This window comes from Roseovarius aestuarii, from assembly GCF_019966515.1.
GTDB classification, from domain to species: Bacteria; Pseudomonadota; Alphaproteobacteria; order Rhodobacterales; family Rhodobacteraceae; genus Roseovarius; species Roseovarius aestuarii.
On sequence record NZ_JAIMIB010000002.1, the window covers coordinates 369,903 to 389,695 of the forward strand.

At 58.5% G+C, this 19,793-nt stretch carries 17 protein-coding genes; 12 read left to right on the forward strand and 5 right to left on the reverse strand.

Annotated elements, in window-relative coordinates; translation table 11 throughout:
- Positions 1-7: 7 nt before the first annotated feature.
- Positions 8-1,585 carry a glutamine-hydrolyzing GMP synthase gene (gene guaA, locus LC334_RS04985; RefSeq protein ID WP_085799128.1) on the reverse strand — a complete coding sequence of 526 codons (1,578 nt, stop codon included), beginning with the start codon at positions 1,583-1,585 and terminating at the stop codon, positions 8-10.
- A 197-nt stretch (positions 1,586-1,782) separates the two neighbouring features.
- Here guaA and LC334_RS04990 point away from each other — a divergent pair, with 197 nt between their 5' ends.
- A complete protein-coding gene (locus tag LC334_RS04990; protein WP_085799129.1) occupies positions 1,783-3,327 on the forward strand; it encodes a trimethylamine methyltransferase family protein in 1,545 nt (514 codons plus the stop codon).
- Here LC334_RS04990 and LC334_RS04995 read toward each other — a convergent pair.
- Complete coding sequence (locus tag LC334_RS04995; RefSeq protein ID WP_085799130.1) at positions 3,320-3,637, reverse strand: DUF6477 family protein; 318 nt, start codon at positions 3,635-3,637, stop codon at positions 3,320-3,322. The two genes, LC334_RS04990 and LC334_RS04995, sit on opposite strands and share 8 nt — an antisense overlap.
- A 278-nt stretch (positions 3,638-3,915) precedes the next feature.
- On the opposite strand from LC334_RS04995, the gene LC334_RS05000 reads away from it, so the two are divergent.
- Positions 3,916-5,004: a DUF6456 domain-containing protein gene (locus LC334_RS05000; protein ID WP_223412885.1), complete on the forward strand. Its 1,089-nt coding sequence runs from the start codon at positions 3,916-3,918 to the stop codon at positions 5,002-5,004.
- Positions 5,005-5,019: 15 nt separating this feature from the next.
- Here the strand turns inward: LC334_RS05000 and LC334_RS05005 are convergent, their stop codons facing one another.
- Positions 5,020-5,745, reverse strand: coding sequence for a VIT1/CCC1 transporter family protein (locus LC334_RS05005; RefSeq protein WP_085799132.1), 726 nt, complete (start codon positions 5,743-5,745; stop codon positions 5,020-5,022).
- A gap of 283 nt (positions 5,746-6,028) precedes the next feature.
- On the opposite strand from LC334_RS05005, the gene lipA reads away from it, so the two are divergent.
- Positions 6,029-6,988 carry a lipoyl synthase gene (gene lipA / locus LC334_RS05010; RefSeq protein ID WP_085799133.1) on the forward strand — a complete coding sequence of 320 codons (960 nt, stop codon included), beginning with the start codon at positions 6,029-6,031 and terminating at the stop codon, positions 6,986-6,988.
- Positions 6,989-7,351: 363 nt separating this feature from the next.
- On the opposite strand, the gene LC334_RS05015 is transcribed toward lipA, so the two are convergent.
- Complete coding sequence (locus tag LC334_RS05015; RefSeq protein ID WP_085799134.1) at positions 7,352-7,924, reverse strand: YcbK family protein; 573 nt, start codon at positions 7,922-7,924, stop codon at positions 7,352-7,354.
- 336 nt (positions 7,925-8,260) lie between these two features.
- Between LC334_RS05015 and LC334_RS05020 the strand changes: the two genes are divergently transcribed.
- The 4 genes from LC334_RS05020 to LC334_RS05035 are packed head-to-tail and all read left to right on the forward strand — an operon-like array spanning position 8,261 to position 12,483.
- Complete coding sequence (locus tag LC334_RS05020; protein WP_139836301.1) at positions 8,261-9,862, forward strand: L,D-transpeptidase family protein; 1,602 nt, start codon at positions 8,261-8,263, stop codon at positions 9,860-9,862.
- Between the two features lie 27 nt (positions 9,863-9,889).
- Positions 9,890-10,981: a UDP-3-O-(3-hydroxymyristoyl)glucosamine N-acyltransferase gene (gene lpxD / locus LC334_RS05025; protein ID WP_085799136.1), complete on the forward strand. Its 1,092-nt coding sequence runs from the start codon at positions 9,890-9,892 to the stop codon at positions 10,979-10,981.
- Positions 10,982-11,014: 33 nt separating this feature from the next.
- Complete coding sequence (locus LC334_RS05030) at positions 11,015-11,272, forward strand: acyl carrier protein (RefSeq protein WP_085799137.1); 258 nt, start codon at positions 11,015-11,017, stop codon at positions 11,270-11,272.
- The gene (locus LC334_RS05035; protein WP_085799138.1) at positions 11,269-12,483 is read left to right on the forward strand and encodes a beta-ketoacyl-[acyl-carrier-protein] synthase family protein; all 1,215 of its coding nucleotides are present in this window, start codon (positions 11,269-11,271) and stop codon (positions 12,481-12,483) included. The genes LC334_RS05030 and LC334_RS05035 overlap by 4 nt, the downstream gene beginning before the upstream one ends.
- A gap of 98 nt (positions 12,484-12,581) precedes the next feature.
- Here the strand turns inward: LC334_RS05035 and LC334_RS05040 are convergent, their stop codons facing one another.
- The gene (locus tag LC334_RS05040) at positions 12,582-13,235 is read right to left on the reverse strand and encodes an invasion associated locus B family protein (protein WP_085799139.1); all 654 of its coding nucleotides are present in this window, start codon (positions 13,233-13,235) and stop codon (positions 12,582-12,584) included.
- A gap of 409 nt (positions 13,236-13,644) precedes the next feature.
- Between LC334_RS05040 and LC334_RS05045 the strand changes: the two genes are divergently transcribed.
- The 5 genes from LC334_RS05045 to LC334_RS05065 all read left to right on the forward strand — a co-directional run bounded on the left by LC334_RS05045 (position 13,645) and on the right by LC334_RS05065 (position 19,661).
- Positions 13,645-15,201: a helicase HerA-like domain-containing protein gene (locus tag LC334_RS05045; RefSeq protein ID WP_085799140.1), complete on the forward strand. Its 1,557-nt coding sequence runs from the start codon at positions 13,645-13,647 to the stop codon at positions 15,199-15,201.
- Between the two features lie 135 nt (positions 15,202-15,336).
- Positions 15,337-15,579: an exodeoxyribonuclease VII small subunit gene (locus LC334_RS05050; protein WP_085799184.1), complete on the forward strand. Its 243-nt coding sequence runs from the start codon at positions 15,337-15,339 to the stop codon at positions 15,577-15,579.
- 5 nt (positions 15,580-15,584) lie between these two features.
- The gene (locus LC334_RS05055) at positions 15,585-16,451 is read left to right on the forward strand and encodes a polyprenyl synthetase family protein (RefSeq protein ID WP_085799141.1); all 867 of its coding nucleotides are present in this window, start codon (positions 15,585-15,587) and stop codon (positions 16,449-16,451) included.
- Positions 16,452-16,471: 20 nt separating this feature from the next.
- Positions 16,472-18,400 carry a 1-deoxy-D-xylulose-5-phosphate synthase gene (gene dxs, locus LC334_RS05060; RefSeq protein WP_085799142.1) on the forward strand — a complete coding sequence of 643 codons (1,929 nt, stop codon included), beginning with the start codon at positions 16,472-16,474 and terminating at the stop codon, positions 18,398-18,400.
- A gap of 157 nt (positions 18,401-18,557) precedes the next feature.
- Complete coding sequence (locus LC334_RS05065) at positions 18,558-19,661, forward strand: PQQ-dependent sugar dehydrogenase (RefSeq protein WP_085799143.1); 1,104 nt, start codon at positions 18,558-18,560, stop codon at positions 19,659-19,661.
- Positions 19,662-19,793 lie beyond the last annotated feature (132 nt).

Below are 19,793 nucleotides of genomic sequence, written 5' to 3' on the forward strand. Positions count from 1 at the left end.
GACGCGGTTACTCCCACTCGATCGTGCCGGGGGGTTTTGAAGTGATATCATAGGTCACCCGGTTGATGCCCTGCACCTCGTTGATGATCCGCGTGGCGGTCTCGCCCAGGAATTCATGGCTGAACGGGTAGTAATCTGCGGTCATACCGTCGACGGATGTTACGGCGCGCAGGGCACAGGCAAAGTCATAGGTACGCCCGTCGCCCATCACGCCGACCGTGCGCACCGGCAGGACCGCGACAAAGGCCTGCCAGATATCATCATAAAGCCCGTGTTTGCGGATCTGGTCGATATAAACCGCATCGGCCTTGCGCAGAATCTCGAGCTTTTCACGGGTGATCTCTCCGGGGCAGCGAATCGCAAGGCCCGGGCCGGGGAAGGGGTGGCGGCCGATGAAGCTATCTGGCAGACCCAATTCGCGGCCAAGGGCACGCACCTCGTCCTTGAACAGTTCGCGCAGGGGCTCGACCAGCTTCAGCCCCATCTTTTCGGGCAATCCGCCAACGTTGTGGTGGGATTTGATGGTCACCGACGGCCCGCCAGAGAAACTGACGGATTCAATCACATCCGGGTAAAGCGTGCCCTGTGCCAGAAACTCCGCGCCCTCGATGGCATTGGCGTGTTTCTGGAAGACATCGATAAAGAGCCTGCCGATTATTTTTCTTTTTATTTCCGGTTCACTTACGCCGTTAAGTTCACCCAGAAACAGCTCGGACTCGTCGGCGTGGATCAAGGGGATGTTGTAGTTGTCGCGGAACATGCCTACGACCTCGTCCGCCTCGTTCTGGCGCAGCAATCCGTGATCGACGAAAACGCAGGTCAGCTGATCGCCGATCGCCTCGTGGATCAGCACTGCGGCGACCGAACTGTCGACACCGCCCGACAATCCGCAGATGACCTGTTTGTCGCCGACCTGATCACGGATCTTACGGATCGCTTCCTCGCGGTAGGCACCCATGGTCCAGTCGCCGGTGAACCCAGCAGCGCGGATGAAGTTTTCATAAAGCTTCTTGCCGTTGGGCGTATGGTGTACCTCGGGGTGGAACTGCACGGCATAGAAATTGCGGTCAGTATCGGCGGTGATGGCATAGGGCGCGTTGGGCGAGGTGCCGAAAACCCGGAAACCCGGCGCGAGTTCGCTGACATGATCGCCGTGGCTCATCCAGACTTGTTCTTTGTCATCGGCAAACCAGTCGTCAAGCAAGCCAAGCTTTTCATCCGTGGGCGTCACAAATGCGCGGCCAAATTCCGCTGTGCCGCCTCCGCCGGAAATCTTGCCGCCCTCTACCTTGCCACCCAGGTCCTGCATCATCACCTGCTGGCCGTAGCAGATACCCAGAATCGGTACGCCCAGCTTATAGGCCGATTCCGGCGGGCGGGGACTGCCCTCGCGTGTGACCGTGTCGGGGCCGCCGGAAAAGATCATCGCCTTGGGTGCGAATTCTTTCAGAAAAGCGTCGCTGACATTCTGGTAGGGATGGATTTCGCAATAGATGTTCAACTCGCGCAGGCGACGGGCAATCAGCTGTGTCACCTGGCTGCCGAAATCAACGATCAAAAGGCGGTCATGGGATGTCTGGCTCATGACCTGCCTCGTAGGACACAGGCCGAATATACGCAAGACTTCGAATGCAGTTGGGTAAAAACATATACAGTGGCGCACAATGTCGTTTTCCCGCCTCAAAGGGCGCAATTCTTCCGCGGGAACGTCATCGGCTGGGATAAAAATACCTAAGTCCGCACCCGCAAAAGGGTGCTTAGCTGGAAAAAAGGTAAGACAATATGGCCGAGGCATCAGCCCGCAAACGTGGACGTGGAGGCGGCGGTGCCGCCCGCCGGGCAGAACGGACCGCCGTCTCGATCGAGACGGCAAAGTACATCGAGCGCAACATTCCCAATTTCGAGATTTTGAATGACGAGGCGCTCGAAATCATCGAGACCAATGCCGAGACCATCCTGGAAGAGGTTGGGGTTAATTTCGTCGATAACCCCGCCGCGTTGAAACGCTGGCGCGATGCCGGCGCGGATATTGATGGAGAGCGGGTCCGCATTCCGCGCGGTCTTGCGCGCAAGCTGTGTTCGACCGCGCCATCAGAATTCACTCAACATGCCCGTAATCCTGAAAGGTCCGTCGTCATCGGCGGCAAGAACCTGGTGCTGGCGCCGGTCTATGGCCCGCCCTTCGTACGCGACGCCGCCGGCGGGCGGCGTTATGCGACAATGGATGATTTCAATAAGTTCGTGAAACTGGCTTATATGTCGAAATGGCTGCACCATTCCGGCGGTACCGTCTGCGAGCCGACAGACATCCCTGTCAACAAGCGCCATCTCGACATGTTGCTGTCGCATATGACACTAAGCGATAAGCCGTTCATGGGCTCGGTGACCGATCCGAGCCGGGCACAGGATAGTGTCGATATGTGTGGCATCCTCTTCGGTGAGGAGTTCGTGCAGCAGAATACTGTCATGACCTCGCTGACCAACATCAATTCGCCGCTGACATTTGATGATGTGATGATGGGGTCGCTAGAGGTCTATGCCGAGAATAATCAGGCCTGCATCATCTCGCCCTTCATCGTTGGCGGGGCGATGGCACCGGTATCGGTGGCCGGTACACTAACGCAGGTTCTGGCCGAGGTGATGGCCGGTGTCGCCTACAACCAGTTGGTGCGCCCGGGGGCGCCCGCGATTTTCGGCGCCTTCGTCAGCTCTATCGATATGGGGTCTGGGGCGCCGACCTTCGGTACGCCCGAAGCATCGCTGGTGACCTACGGGGCAGGGCAGCTGGCCCGGCGTCTAAACCTGCCATTCCGGTCGTCAGGGTCGTTCTGCGGCTCGAAGCTGCCGGACGCGCAGGCGGCGTATGAAACCGCCAACAGCCTCAACATGGGCCTGATGGCTGGCGTGAACTTCATGCTGCATTCCTGCGGCTGGCTCGAAGGTGGCCTGGTCGCGGATTTCGAGAAGTTCGTGATGGATGCAGATCAGCTTGGCGTTCTGCATCATCTGGCGAAAGGTGTTCAGATCGATGAAAACGGACAGGCGATGGATGCGATCCGCGAGGTAGGCCCCGGCGGTCATTATCTGGGCTGCGCTCATACGCAGGCGAATTTCAAATCGGCATTCTGGAAATCCAACCTACTGGATTATAAACCGTTTGAAACCTGGGCAGATGAAGGCGAGCGCGATACCTATAAACTGGCTACAAACAGGGTTGAGTTTCTGCTGAACAACTATCAACAGCCTGCGCTCGATCCGGCCGTGGCCGAAGCGCTTTCGGCTTATGTAGCGGAAAAGAAAGCCTCTATGCCGGATGCGTTTACCTGACGCATTTTCTCAGCGGCGCGAATTCGATGCTCGAGGTGCGCAATATGCGTGCCTCGCCCATCATCGCGATCAACAGGTCGACGTGTTTTATCGATGAATACCCCGTATTGCGCATGCGGCGCTGTTCATTGATGTCGGTTTCGATCTCGACCAGCCGGGCCAGCGCGGCACCGCTGCGCGGCAATGGCCCCTGACCCAGATGACGCCTTAGATGCACATCCCGGCGGTATTCCGCCATGCCGATACGCGCGGCCTGGATCAACAGGCGTGGGCGCTTCAGGTTATCTAGCTTGGTCAGCAAGTCGTTCATGATATTCTCCCCAATTTGAACATTGACATTGATTGCACAACCCACACGGGTGTTGCGTTCAGGGCGAAACCGGCGTTCGGCACGCTTTGCAATTGTTCACACAGCGGAAACAATGGTTGTAATGTTCGCAACAATTAACGAACCGGTAATAACTACTCGCTTAGGTTGTGAGGGACTGTGAATACTCGGTAGAAAAGTAAGGTTTCGAATAGGGTAAGGGACAGGCATTGGGGCAGAAGGTTCGGACTGAAGACGGCTTAAACGAGCTGCCGGTTTGGTTGCCTGAATCGGCGTTCCATTATCTCGTTCATACCGAAACCGGTGCATCGATCCGGGCTCTGGCGCGCGACGCTGGGTGCCATGCGTCGACGATACTTCGCCAGATACGCAGTTTTGAAACACGGCGGGACGACTTGCTGATCGATCAGGCGCTGCGCCGGTTGGGCCGCAAGTTCTATGGGGCGAAAAATACCGGTTCTCCCTATACGGAGAGCACTATGAACGCACTACACAAAGTCGAAATTGAAACTGAAGCTGACACACTGAGCGAAACACGTCTTAGGCAGGAAAGTCGGCGCATCCTTCGTAATTTGTGCGAGACCGGCGCAGTGCTGGCGGTCGCTGCCGAAATGGACAAGGCGGTAGTCGTTCGTGAAACCGATGACGGGCAATCCGTACGCTCAGGTATCGTCGATCGCGAGATCGCTGAGGCGATGGCGCTGAAAGACTGGATCGCCTGCGATGCGCCCGGCCGGATCGCACGATATCATATCACCCGTGCCGGGCGTGCAGCGCTTAATGCGATGCTGACGGACGCCGAGAACAAGGCAATGGGATTTAACGATGCTCAGGCGCCATTTGATGGTGCCGCTAAGCCAGTCGAGATGGCTGATGATGCGGATGCGAGCGCCGAACGGTCGAAACGCGTCAGGTACAACATGGCAGAAACGCCGCTTTCTGCCCTGGCGCGGCGTAAGGATCGCGACGGTCAGCCGTTTTTGCCCAACGATCTGGTGCGTGCTGGAGAGCGACTGCGCGAGGATTTCGAACTGGCGCAGATGGGGCCGCGCAAGGAAAACAACTGGGATAAGTTTCTAACGAATACCGAACGCGCGATTGCACCGCTTGACGGATCCGCAAGGGGCGCCGAAGCGGCACGAGCACGGGTGACCGGCGCATTGCGCGAACTGGGACCGGGGCTGGGCGATGTTGCCCTGCGCTGCTGTTGCTATCTGGAAGGGCTGGAACGCGCCGAAAAGCGCATGGGATGGTCCGCGCGCTCGGGAAAGATCGTGCTGCGCATCGCGCTGCAGCGGCTGAAGCGGCATTATGAGGAACTAGGCGATGCAGGCGGGCTGATCGGCTGACGCCTGGCCGGGCGTCTAGCCGCCCACAATCCAGCCAACAAAATAGGCAACCGCCGCGCAGACCGTGCCGACCAGCACGGTCTCGCCCACAGCACGGATTGGCTTTTCGCCGGTTGCATTCCAGCGCAGTAACCCAAGCGCCACCAGCGCCGTGAATGTTGCTGCCAGCGACAGCGCAAACGTGTCGTCAACCGGTTCAAAGATGAAATAGGGAACCAGCGGCACAGCCCCGAAGATTACGAAGGATCCGAAGGTGAACAGCCCATTGACGGCAGGGCTTTCTTCGTCCGGATCCTGCATGCCGAATTCGTAGGTCATCATCAGATCGGCCATCATTTCGGGATGGCGGGCGAGGATGGCCGCGGTTGTATCGGCCTCGCCTGCGGGCAGGCCGCGCTGGCGCAATATCTCGAACAATTCCATCTGTTCCTGCTGCGGATTCCGCATGATCTCGCGCAATTCGCTCTCGCGGCGTTTGCGGTAAAGATCGTGTTGCGACCGCAGTGACAAGAATTCCCCCAATCCCATGCTGATGGCGTCGGCAAAAAGGTTTGCCAGCCCGAATACCAGCACCGCCAGCCCGCCAATCTGGGCGACGCCATCGGCTGCCGCGCCTGCGAATCCCGCCACGATGGCAAAGGTAGTGACGATCCCGTCATTGCCGCCATAGACGATCTGTTTCAGATGTTCCTGGGTGCGCCCCAATGCGTGCGCCTCGCGGCGATGCGCCTGCCAATCCATGATGTGCCCGACCTTTCAACTTGATATGGCAGGCTCAGAATAGGGGGCACGCAGTCGTGTTGAAAGCGCCGATGGCGCTTTCGGCGACAAAATCTTGACCAGGAAAAAACGGCTCGTGACCCCCAGAGAGACACGAGCCGTACAAATACCAACATACTCATTAAACGGTGGGCACTGATTAAGCGGCTGCTCTGCCTGCATGGCGGCTTTGCAGAACTGGTACTTCCCACCGCCGCTCAATATAGATAGGTAGTGTTACTAAACCATTCGCGGGGAATAATTTGTGCGTGACCTCAAAATTCCTGAACAACGCCATCCCGAAAAGGCGCATCGGCCCGATAACACCCAGCCGCGTAAACCCGACTGGATCCGAGTAAAGGCGCCGACCAGCAAGGGGTATTTCGAAACCCGTAATATCATGCGCGAACATAAGCTTGTGACCGTCTGCGAAGAAGCAGGCTGTCCCAATGTGGGCGAATGCTGGAGCCAGGGTCACGCAACAATGATGATCATGGGCGAGGTCTGCACCCGTGCCTGTACGTTTTGCAATATTGCCACCGGCAAGCCACCTGAGGCGCTTGACGCGTTCGAGCCGGGCCGGGTGGCGGATGCGGTGCAGAAGCTGGGGTTGAACCATGTAGTGGTGACTAGCGTGGACCGCGACGATGTGGATGATGGTGGGGCGGAACATTTTGCCCAGACCATCCGCGCCATCCGGCATCGCAGCCCCACGACCACGATCGAAATTCTGACCCCGGATTTTCTGAATTGCGATCCGAGCGTTCTGGAGGTGGTGGTCGAGGCCAAGCCGGATGTGTTCAACCACAACCTGGAAACCGTGCCGGGCCTTTATCCCGAAGTGCGCCCGGGCGCGCGGTACTTTCATTCGCTTCGCCTGCTTCAGCGGGTAAAGGAGCTTGATCCGACGATGTTCACCAAGTCCGGCATCATGGTGGGCTTGGGCGAAGACCGGCAATCGGTGCATCAGGTGATGGACGACATGCGCGCCGCCGGGATCGATTTCCTGACGATCGGGCAATATCTGCAACCGACGCCCAAACATCATCGGGTCGATCGGTTCGTGACCCCGGAAGAATTTTCAGCCTATGAGAAAGCGGCTTATGGCAAGGGCTTTCTTATGGTTTCGGCCACGCCTTTGACACGCTCTTCCTACCATGCAGGTGATGACTTCGCGCAGCTTCAGGCCGCGCGTAATGCCAAGTTTTCCAATTCAGCGCGCTAGAGCAGATCATATCGAACCGAAACCACTGCTGGTCAGGATTGGCCCGAAGTTGCCGTTGGGGTTTATCATCAGCGCGGAGCCAAGACCGCAGGCCGCTGCGTATCTACGGCGCACTCCCACGCGGCGGCGATTTGGTGAAGTCTGCGCACGACATTGAAGTTTTTCGGGTTTGGCAGCGATAAAGCGCTAGTCACTAACGTCGTATCGCCCCCTCGCGTGCGTCGTCGATGCGCGGCTTTTTCAATATCTGCTCAATAGGCCAAACTAACTTCATTGGTTCCACCTGCTACTGAGGCATGCAGTCAAAAACACCGGAGACCCACGTCGCCGGTGCTATCCGTGATCAAACAGTTGGTGTGGGTGTCAGCCGCCCCAGCTTCGGACCGGGCCGCAATCCATGTGTACAAAATTGCTGCGGGAATATTTGCCAACTCCGCCACCCCGGCATGCCAGAGCTGCGCGATACATCTGGTTGACCGACCGCGACGACAAGCGCAGATCAGCGGCTTCGCCTTTGAGGTGGCGAGAGTTTTTGGCCACGCCGCGCGACCGGCTGCGCAACATCGTGTTGGTCTTCGCCGTGCGGTAACCAGATAGCAACATGTAGGGCTCCTGCACGTCCAGCAGGTTATGGCTGGCTGCAAGGATATCGATCGTGCGCAGGTCGATATCCTTGACGTCATTGGTGCGCCAGTCGCGCATGAACAGAGAAATCTCTTTCAGTGCGTCTTTGATATAGTCGCCTTCAATCCAATAAATGGTGTCGATTCTCTCGCCGGTACGGGGCGACGTCATGCGAAGTCGTCGAATATCGCCTCCGCCACGCAAGAAGCCTGCGGCCTTGGAGAATGTCGGGGTTGCTACAATTGCGGTCGCCGCAAATGCACCAAGCACCCCACGTCGGGTCATTCTGCCCGTAGTGCTTTGTTCCGTCATAGTAGTTAGCGCCTGTCCCGTCGCTTACCTGTTCACCTGCCATTCAGCAGGCCTGCCATCTCATCCCCAGATGCGCGAGTTTTATGGCATAAACGGAATCACCAACCAAGGGTGATTTAGGGCAAATTGTAATTATCAATTGGTTTCGGCGAATTCTCGCGCAAATCATCGTGAATGTGTTTATTTTGTGTGAAGTTCGACGCGGTTCGCCACATTCCGGCCCGTCGTTAACATCCTGATAAAGATTTGAATGGACTTAATTTGACAATTCGGCTGATAGACAGCCACATTCTTTATGCGAGTAGGCAGACCAGGGGGAAGAGTATGATTTTGGCGATGCAAAGAAGTTTGGTGCAAGGCGTCGTGTTCGCATCAGTTGTGGCGTTAGTTAGTGTTTTCGGGCCGTCGGCTGCCAAGGCACAGGTGACCGCCTTCAAACAGGCCGTGGCCGAGGCTGCGTCAAAGGACCGGGATCTGGCCGCTTTCTATCACGCGAACAGCTATCGGGGCATCTGGACCGGCAACAGCGTCAAGGAGCGTCGCCGCCGTCAGGAATTGTTCCGGGCGATCGAGATGGCCGACCTGCATGGACTGCCCGAAGCCCGTTACAAAGCTCCGGAATTGAAGGCACGGATGAAGGCCGCCACGTCGCCGCGTGACCGTGGACTGGTTGAGGTGGAACTGAGCCGGACATTTGTTCAGCTCTCGCGCGACATGCAGACGGGCGCGTTGGTCCCTACGCTTATCGACGATGGCATCAAGCGCGAGGTGCCGTTGCGCAAACGCGATAGCTATCTGGCCAGTTTTGCCAAGAGCAACCCGCGCAATTTCTTTCGCGCGCTGCCGCCTAGAACCAACGAATACACGCGTCTGATGAAAGAAAAAATCCAACTTGAAAAACGCCTCGCTGCGGGGGGCTGGGGGCCGAAGGTTCCCGCAAAATCCCTCAAGCCGGGTGCAACCGGAAATGCGGTGGTGGCGCTGCGCAACCGGTTGATCCAGATGGACTATATGCGCAGATCGTCCAGCCGTTCCTATGATGAGGATGTGAAAAGGGCGGTTCAGAAGTTTCAGTCGGATCACGGCCTGACGCCGGATGGCGTGGCTGGCGCCGGCACGTTGGCCGAAATCAACAAGCCGGTGCAGGCGCGGCTGCAATCGGTGATGGTGGCAATGGAGCGCGAGCGCTGGCTGAATAAGCCGCGCGGCGACCGCCACGTGCTTGTCAATCTGACGGATTTCAGTGCCCGGATCATTGATGACGATCGGGTGACCTTTCAGACCCGCGCCGTCGTTGGTAAGAATATCAGTGATCGTCGCAGCCCGGAATTCTCGGACGTTATGGAGTTCATGGTCATTAATCCGACCTGGAATGTGCCGCGCTCAATCGCGGTCAAAGAATATCTGCCGATGATGAAGCGCAATCCGAATGCAGCCGGGCATCTACAGCTCTACGACAGGCGGGGCCGCAAGGTTCCACGCGGTGCAGTGAATTTTGAAGCCTTCAATTCAAGGAATTTTCCGTTCAGCATCAAGCAGCCGCCGTCGCGGCGCAATGCACTGGGGCTGGTGAAGTTCATGTTCCCCAACCAGTATAACATCTACCTGCATGATACGCCGGAAAAGGCCCTTTTTGCTCGCGAAAAACGTGATTTCAGCCACGGCTGTATCCGCCTGCAACAGCCTTTCGAGTTTGCTTACGAGATGCTGTCCAAGCAAGAGAGCGATCCGAAGACCTTTTTCCACGCCAAGCTGGAAACGGGTCGCGAAACGGTTGTACCGCTTGACGAACCCGTGCCCGTGCACATCACTTATCGTACGGCATTTACTCAGGCGAAAGGCCGTACGCAGTTCCGTCGCGATGTCTATGGTCGCGACGCTAAAATTTGGAGCGCGCTGGCCAAGGCAGGGGTTTCACTGGGGGCGGTTCAGGGATAAACCCCTCTCCTGAATAAGGAGAGTGCCATGGCCTACACGATAGAACAGATTGCAACGGCGCTTGGGGCCAAGGCTTTTGGCGCCGTAGATTTGGAAATTGACGGTCTGGCCGAACCTGCCGACGCCACGGCACGCGATCTGGCACTGGCGATGAAACCCGAATATGCCGCGAACCTGTCGCAGGGCAAAGCCCGCGCCGCGATGGTCTGGAGCGATGCCGACTGGCAATCCCTGGGCCTGGATGCGGCCATTGTTTCGCCGCGTCCGCGCTATGCGATGTCGGGTCTGACCACGATGATGGATCCGGGCCAGGGGTGGGGCGATGGCATTCACCCGTCGGCTGTGATCGACAACACTGCTGAACTGGGTCCGGGTGTTGCCGTTGGGCCGCTCGCGGTGATCTGTGCCGGCGCCAAGGTCGGCGCGGGCACCATTGTCGGCCCGCAATGTTTTGTCGGGACGAATGCGCAGATCGGCACGATGGGTTTTCTGCGCGAAGGTGTGCGGATTGGCGCGCGGGTCATGATCGGCGAGAGGTTTATCGCGCAGCCCGGATCGGTGGTTGGTGGTGATGGATTTTCCTATGTCACACCGGAAAAGTCCTCGGTTGAACAGGCGCGCCAGACCCTCGGCGATACCGGCGACACCCAGTCGCAATCCTGGACACGTATCCACAGCCTGGGTGCGGTGCGGATCGGCGACGATGTCGAACTGGGATCGAATTGCACGATTGATCGTGGCACGATCCGCGACACCCGCATCGGCAACGGTACCAAGATCGATAACCTGGTGATGGTCGGTCATAATGTGGAAATCGGCAATGACAGCCTGCTTTGCGGTTGTGTCGGCATCGCGGGATCGACCAGAATCGGCAATAACGTGGTTCTGGGTGGTCAGACCGGGGTCAGCGACAACATCTTTATCGGCGATAACGTCATTACCGGGGGCGGCACGATCGTGCTGTCCAACATCCCCGCGGGTCGCGTGATGTTGGGATATCCGGCGATGAAAATGGACTCGACGATGGAAGTGTTCAAAGGCCTGCGCCGGTTGAAGCGGTTGTTCACTGATGTCGCAGAGTTGAAGAAAACGGTTTCAAAGAATGATGCGAGTGACTAAGTCCTGAGCAAGGATAGCTGGAAGGCGACGACAATGAGCATCACCGAGCGCGTTATCGGAATTATCGCTGAGCAGGCCGTGCTGGAGCGGTCAGATGTAAGCATGGACAGCACGCTTGAAGACCTGGGCATCGACAGCCTGGGACTGGTCGAAAGCATCTTTGCGATCGAGGAAGAGTTCGACATCTCAATCCCGTTCAATGCCAATGCGCCGCAGGAGAGCGATTTTGACATCTCTTCCGTAGCGTCGATCGTCGCAGGCATTGAAAAGCTGGTGAAAGATCAGTCGTGAAACGGGTCGTCATTACCGGGGCGGGAACGATCAATGCCCTAGGGCATACCGTTCCCGAGACGCTCGAGGCGATGCGCGAGGGCCGTTGCGGCATCGGTGAGCTCGAATTTCGCGACGTCGAAAGGCTTGCGATTAGGATCGGTGGGCAGGTCCGGGGCTATAGTGCCGACACCCGCTTTAACCGCCAGCAGCTTTCGCTTTATGACCGGTTCACACAGTTTACGCTGATTGCGGCGCACGAGGCGATCAGCCAGTCAGGGCTTGAATTCTCCGGCGCGCTGGCGGCTAAATCCGGCGTGGTGCTGGGCAATTCCGGCGGCGGCATGACAACGCTTGATGAGAATTACCGCTCGGTCTACGAAGATGGCAAGAACCGGGTGCATCCCTTTGTCGTGCCCAAGCTGATGAACAACGCGGCCGCCGGTCATGTTTCGATGGAGTATAATCTCAAAGGTCCGAGCTTTACCGTCTCGACCGCCTGTGCGTCGTCCAATCACGCAATGGCGCAGGCATTTCAGATGGTGCATGGCGGCATGGCGCCGGTGATGATCACGGGCGGTTCAGAATCGATGCTGTGTTTTGGCGGCGTCAAGGCATGGGAAGGGTTGCGGGTCATGTCCAAGGACGGCTGCCGCCCGTTTTCGGCCAATCGTAACGGCATGGTTCAAGGCGAAGGGGCCGGCGTTTTTGTCTTCGAGGAATATGAACATGCCCGCAAGCGCGGTGCCGAGATCTTGGCCGAGGTTGCCGGTTTCGCGATGACCTCTGATGCCGCCGACATCGTCATGCCGTCAAAGCAGGGGGCAGCCCGGGCGATGCGCGGCGCCTTGAGTGATGCACGTATCAATGCCGACAGGGTGGGTTATATCAACGCCCATGGCACGGGCACGACGGCCAATGACAAGACCGAATGTGCCGCTGTTGCCGATGTGTTTGGCCCGCACGCCGACAGGCTCATGATCTCTTCGACGAAATCCATGCACGGGCACTGCATCGGCGGGACCGGCGCAGTGGAGTTGCTGGCCTGTATCATGGCGCTGCGTGACGGGGTGATTGCACCGACGATCGGGTACGAGGAAACAGACCCGGAATGCGCGCTGGATGTGGTGCCAAACCAGGCACGCGAGGCGCCGATTGAAGTGGCATTATCCAATGCTTTTGCCTTTGGCGGGCTGAATGCGGTTCTTGCCCTGAAACGGTTCGAAACCTGAGCGCTGATACCGCTTGCTGTGACGCCAGATGCGCCAATAGGAAACGCCGCCCCTGATGGCAGCTGGGGGCGGCGTTTCGTTGTTTTCAGTGCGAGCCCTTAATTGGTCACGGTCGAGACATTTTCGAGCGCGGCGGTAAACCCGCTCAGAGACATCTTGATGTTAACCTTCTGATCGGGGGCCTGGGCAGGCACGATCTGCAGCACGGCGTTGGAGCCTTTTTTGAAGGCTTCCAGATCAGCCGCGGTCATGCCGATACGGGCAAAACATCCGACCACGCTGCAGAAGGAATAGGAAAAGCTCTTTGCAGGGCCGCCATCGACCGACATGCGCAAATCCTGAGACAGCAACGTGCCCAGCGGGACAACGATTGTCGCACCCGCTGCGGCTTGGCTACCCTCTGGAAGCTTGAAGATGCTGACTTCGGCAACCGGGTTGCCCGCGTCTTCTGTCAACAACTGGTACATTTGGCATAGATCTTCCTGACCTTCACTTCGGAAGCATTTCAACTGCCAGTCGCCGTGGGTTTCCTTGATATAGGTTGGGTCCTCGTCGACTTCGCGCCCCATGTCCAGTTCGGTGGCTTCGGACGTTGTTTCTGCCTGGTCTTCGGTAGGTGTTGCGTTTCCGTCGGTCTGACCGGCCGCATCAGAGCCTGCATCCGTGTCGGTTTGCGTGGTTTCCTGGGCGTGAAGCGCGCCTGCAAAGCTCAGCGCCGTAATCAGCGAAAATACATTAAACAGTCTCAGCATCGGTTCCCCGTTTGATGGTTACTACATGTTGGTTGCGCTCTAACATGGTGCGGCCAGAGTGTCAGGCCCAAATCACATTCCAGAGAGGCGCCTGAGGTGCTGATTTACTGTTTTTGGGTCACAAGAAACCGAAAAGAGGCCAATGGCCTCTTCTCTTAGTATCTCCCTGCCGGACTGGCCGGCTTATTATGTTCCGGACGCTAGGGCAGATATTTGCAACGGTCAACAGTTAAGATGCAAAAAACTTTGCACAAAAAAAGGCCGTACCCGAAGGCACGGCCAGTCTGACAGGGAGGAAGTCACTCGAAGCCAAGAGGACATGAGGCCCCGAGTCGCTATTCATACTGGTGGTAAATCGTTAACTTAGTATGTTCAGACCGTGAAAAAAATATGACAGGGAATAAGAGTCTTGGAAAATCAGGTGTTTATTGGCGGCGGCGGTGCAGAATATGGCGAAGCACAGGGTCTTAATCTGCGTTATGCCAACCGTCACGGCCTGATTGCGGGGGCGACCGGCACCGGAAAAACGGTCACATTGCAGATATTGGCCGAGGGATTCTCTGCCGCGGGAGTGCCGGTTTTCCTGTCGGATGTGAAAGGCGATCTTTCGGGGCTGGCCGCCGCCGGAAGCGCCGATTTCAAGCTGCACGAGGCATTTACGAGCCGGGCGGCGACCATCGGGTTTGCCGATTATCGCTATGAAAGTTTCCCGGTGACCTTCTGGGATCTGTTTGGCGCGCAGGGGCATCCGGTGCGCACGACCGTCGCCGAAATGGGGCCGTTGTTGCTGTCACGTCTGCTGGAACTGACCGAAGCACAGGAAGGCATCATGAATATCGCCTTCCGCGTCGCCGATGAGCAGGGCATGCCGCTTCTCGACCTCAAGGACCTGCAGGCGCTTTTGGTCTGGGTCGGTCAGAACGGGTCTGAGCTGTCGCTACGCTATGGCAATGTCTCGACCCAATCCGTCGGCGCGATCCAGCGGCAATTGCTGGTGCTGGAAAATCAGGGTGGAACCAAGTTATTTGGTGAACCGGCGCTGGAACTGTCGGACCTGATGCGTACCGACACCGACGGGCGGGGGCGGATCAACATATTGTCCTCGGACAAGCTGATGTCGGCGCCGCGCCTTTATGCGACTTTCCTGCTCTGGCTGCTGAGCGAGCTGTTCGAGACACTGCCCGAAGTGGGCGATCCGGACAAACCCAAGCTGGTTTTCTTTTTTGACGAAGCACATCTGCTTTTTGAAGGCGCGCCCAAGGCGCTGGTTGAAAAGGTCGAGCAGGTGGCGCGACTGATCCGCTCCAAAGGGGTTGGGGTCTACTTCATTACGCAAAACCCGGACGATGTGCCCGAAGATATCCTGGGCCAGCTGGGCAATCGTTTTCAGCATGCGCTGCGTGCCTTCACCGCCCGCGATCAGAAGGCGCTGACCCGCGCCGCTGAAACTTACCGTCCCAACCCGCGCTTTGATACGGGTGAGGCCATTCGTGACGTTGGTGTGGGCGAGGCGGTTACCTCGATGCTGCAGAAGAAGGGTGTGCCGGGCATCGTTGAACGCACGTTGATCCGGCCACCGTCGTCAAAGCTGGGCCCGATTGATGCGGCGACGCGGGCTCAAGTGATGGCCAACTCTCCGGTCTCGGGCAAATACGACACGACCGTTGATCGCAAATCAGCCTATGAAATTCTGGCGGCCCGTGCGGATGAGGCCGCGAAAGAGGCGGAAGACGCGGAAACCAAGGCCGAAGAGAAATCCGCCGCCGAGCGTGAGTTTAACGCAGGGCGGCGCTATACCGGGATCAAGGTGTCGCGCTCATCCTCGCGTCGCACGACCACACGCGAAACCGGTATTGGCGGAAGCTTTGGCAAGGCGGTGACCGATGTGGTACTGAAAGAGCTGAAGGGCACAACGGGTCGCCGTATTGTCCGGGGCATATTGGGCGGGCTTTTCAAGGGGCGTTAGGGCGTTGTGCGTCACCGGGTCGCCGCCAAAGCGTCAGGCATGTCTGACGTTGACCAGTCAATTACGTGAGCCGAATTGAACACCGGCAACAGCACGGTTATGGTGCGCCGAAGCCTCGATCCACAGGACCAGATCATGACCGATACGCCGATTTCCGAGATGTCATTTGAAGCTGCCATGCGCGAGCTTGAACAGGTCGTGGGCAAGCTGGAACGGGGTGATGTGGCGCTAGAGGATTCCATCAAGCTTTACCAGCGTGGCGCAGAGTTGAAAAAGCGATGCGAGGCGAAGCTTAAAGAAGCCGAAGAGAAAGTCGCGGCCATTACGCTGGACGCCGAGGGCCAGCCCACCGGCACAACACCCGTCGAGGGACAGTAAACGCGATGCAAAACAGGCGTGCCGCGGCGGCGACGCGGGTTCAGGAACATCTGATAGAAGTTCTGGCGCCTTTTGGGGACAGCGCGGTGGCGGAAGGCATGCGTTATGCCACCTCGGGCGGCAAGCGCGTCCGCGCGCTTCTGGTCATGGAAAGCGCGCGGCTGCACAAGGTTGCTGGTGAACGCGCGATCTGGCCCGCGGCGGGAATCGAAGCGATGCACGCCTATAGTCTGGTGCATGATGATCTGCCCTGTATGGACGACGACGACATGCGCCGTGGCCAGCCCACGGTGCATGTGAAATGGGATGAGGCGACAGCGGTTCTCGTGGGCGATGCGTTGCAATCACTTGCGTTCGAGCTTGTCAGCCACCCTGCGGGAGCTGAAACGTCGACGGCGCGGGCGAACCTGTGCTTCGATCTCGCACGCGCCGCAGGCGGGCAGGGGATGGTGCTGGGGCAGGCGCTTGATATCGCAGCCGAAACTGCGTCCTCGCCCCTGACGCTTGAAGAAATCACACACCTTCAGGCGGGCAAGACAGGCGCGCTGATCGAATGGTCGGCAACTTGCGGTGCGGTCATGGCGGGGGCCAACGCCGACTCTCTGAGAGCATATGCGCACGCCCTGGGGCTGGCATTTCAGATACAGGATGACGTGATCGACGTGACGGGCTCGGTCGAGGCCGCAGGCAAGGCCGTCGGCAAGGATGCGGCTGCGGGCAAGGCCACTTTTGTTTCGCTATTGGGGCTGGATGCGGCAAAAACCCGCGCCGCGGACCTTGTTGACCAGGCCTGTGACGCCCTATCTGAGTATGGTAAGGATGCCGAAACCTTGCAGCAGATCGCGCGCTTCGTTATTGCCCGCAAGACATGAACCAACCCGGGTGAGCCCCAATGACGACACACCCTGAAACACCACTGCTGGACCGGGTACAAAGCCCGGCTGACCTGAAGCGCTTTTCCGATGCCGAGCTGACCCGTCTGGCGCATGAGTTGCGCACCGAGACGATCAGTGCGGTGTCGATGACCGGCGGCCATCTGGGGGCCGGGCTGGGCGTGGTTGAGTTGACGGTGGCACTGCATGCGGTGTTCGACGCGCCGCGCGACAAGATCATCTGGGATGTCAGCCATCAATGTTATCCGCACAAGATCCTGACCGGGCGGCGCGACCGGATGCCGACCCTGCGCCAGAAGGATGGATTGAGCGGTTTCACCAAGCGATCCGAGTCGCCCTATGATCCGTTCGGCGCGGCACATAGTTCCACCTCAATCAGCGCAGCGCTTGGGTTTGCCGTGGCCCGCGATCTGGGCGGGCTCTGCGAGACCGGTCATGGTGACGCAATCGCCGTCATCGGTGATGGCGCCATGAGCGCGGGCATGGCCTTTGAGGCGATGAATAACGCGGGCCACCTGAAACGGCGACTGATCGTTATTCTGAACGACAACGAGATGTCGATTGCGCCCCCCGTGGGCGCGCTTTCGTCGTATCTGTCGCGGCTTTATGCTGGTGAGCCGTTTCAGGAATTCAAGGCCGCCGCCAAGGGCGCAGTGTCGCTTTTGCCCGAGCCGTTTCAGGAAGGCGCGCGGCGCGCCAAGGAAATGCTCAAGGGTATGGCCGTTGGTGGCACCTTGTTCGAAGAGCTTGGATTTTCCTATGTCGGTCCGATCGACGGGCATGATATGGATCAGCTTTTGCCGGTTCTGCGCACCGTGCAGCAACGTGCCTCGGGTCCGATCCTGATCCACGTGGCAACGAAAAAGGGCAAGGGCTATGCCCCCGCCGAAGCCGCCCGAGATGGCGGCCACGCAACCGCACGGTTCGACGTGGTGACCGGCGCGCAGAAAAAAGCCCCGTCCAACGCGCCCAGCTACACCAAGGTCTTTGCCAATGCCCTGCTGGATCACGCGGCCACGGATGACAAGATCTGCGCTATAACCGCGGCGATGCCGGACGGGACCGGTCTGGATCTTTTTGCCGAACGCTACCCGTCGCGCTGCTTCGATGTCGGCATTGCCGAGCAGCACGCCGTGACCTTTTCTGCCGGTCTGGCGGCGGGCGGCATGAAGCCCTTTTGCGCGCTCTATTCGACCTTCTTGCAACGCGGCTACGATCAGGTGGTGCATGACGTCGCCATTCAGCGCCTGCCGGTACGCTTTGCCATTGACCGGGCGGGACTGGTGGGGGCCGATGGCGCCACCCATGCGGGCAGCTACGACATCGCCTATCTGGCCAACCTGCCGGGGTTCGTGGTCATGGCGGCGGCGGACGAGGCCGAACTGGTGCACATGGTCGCCACGGCGGCGGCGCATGATACCGGTCCGATTGCCTTTCGCTACCCGCGTGGCGAAGGACAAGGCGTCGAGATGCCGGAACACGGCGAGGTGCTGGAGATCGGCAAGGGCCGGATCATTTCACGCGGCGCACGCGTCGCGCTCTTGTCGTTCGGCACACGTCTGGGCGAGGTGCAAAAGGCAGCAGAATCGCTTAACGCGCGTGGGCTGACCCTGACGATTGCCGATGCCCGTTTCGCCAAGCCGTTGGATGAAGATATGATCCTGTCGCTGGCGGCGGATCACGAGGCTTTGGTTACGATTGAGGAAGGCGCAATCGGCGGCTTTGGCAGCCATGTGGCGCAGCTTCTGGCGGAAAACGGTGTGTTCGATGGCGGGTTCAAGTACCGCTCGATGGTACTACCGGATATTTTCATTGATCAGGCCAGCCCCGAGGATATGTACCGTGTCGCAGGGCTGGACGCGAAACATATTGAGGCGAAAGTGCTTGAACTGCTGGATATTGCCCAGATTGGTGATCGACGGGCTTAGTTGCTGCAAACATTCGCTGTCCGGGTATTTTTTCCAAACCTGGCGGAAGGCGAGACACTCCGCCCGACTGTTGGATTGCCACAGGCCAAACGTCGCCTACATTAGTCCTTGATCCAAGATTGTTGCATTATCCGCAAAACGTCCGGAGCAGAAACGAATGTTGTTTAAGTATCTGAAGCTTTGCCTGGCAGGCGTGATCGGTTTTTCTACCCTGTTGCCCACCCATGCGATGGAGACCGATCAGGGGTCGTTGACCGTTACCAAAATGGCGGGGGGGCTGGAGGCTCCCTGGGCTTTTGGGTTCCTGCCGGATGGATCGGTTCTGATTACCGAACGTGATGGGGCGCTGCTGCGCGTGACCGGGGAGGGTCAGCACCCTGTGGCGGGTGTGATCGAAGTGGCAGTGAAGGGGCAGGGCGGCTTGCTTGATGTGATGGTCCCGCGTGATTTTGCCGCCAGCCGGGAACTGTTCTTTTCCTATGCCAAATGGCAGCCTAGTGGCGCGGGCACCGCCGTGGCGGTGGCGCGTCTTTCCGTTGATGGGCGGCGTCTGGAGGGCTGGACCGAAATATTTGAACTCACCCCCGGTTCATCGGGTGGCCGGCATTTCGGAAGCCGCATTGTCGAGGCACCCGACAGCACGCTTTTCGTAACGATCGGCGAGCGTGGCGACCGCCCGTCGGCGCAGGACCTGTCACGCGAAAACGGCTCGCTTATCCGGATCAATCGCGATGGCACCGTGCCGGATGACAACCCTTTTGTTGACGACGCAACCGTGCAGCCTGAAATCTGGTCTTATGGACACCGCAATCCCCAAGGCGCGGCTCTGGATCTGGCAGGCAACCTTTGGGTCAACGAACACGGTGCGCGCGGCGGCGATGAGGTCAACCGCATCCGCAAAGGTGCAAATTTCGGTTGGCCTGTGATTTCTTACGGGCGGCATTATTCTGGGTTCAAGATCGGTGAGGGAAACGCCAAGCCGGGGATGGAGCAACCGGCCTACTATTGGGATCCGTCGATCGCGCCCTCGGGCATGATGATTTATTCCGGCAAGCTTTGGCCGGAGTGGAAGGGCGACATCTTCGTCGGCTCGCTCAAATTCGACTACATTGCGCGTCTGGACGGTGACCCGCTGGCGGAGGTCGAACAGCTGAAATCAGCTGAAACCGAACGGGTGCGCGACATCCGCGAGGCCCCGGATGGCACGATCTGGTATCTCAGCGTCGGGCAGGGCGCGCTCTACCGGCTATCGCCAGACTAGGTCACGTCACGACCGTCCTCGAACAGGGCAGATGCGTTTTCGCGCATAGCTTCTTTGCGGACAAAGTGACTAAACCCAACTTTCTGGAATGCGGTGTGGTGAAACTAGTTTTTAGTTTGCAGGGCGCTTACG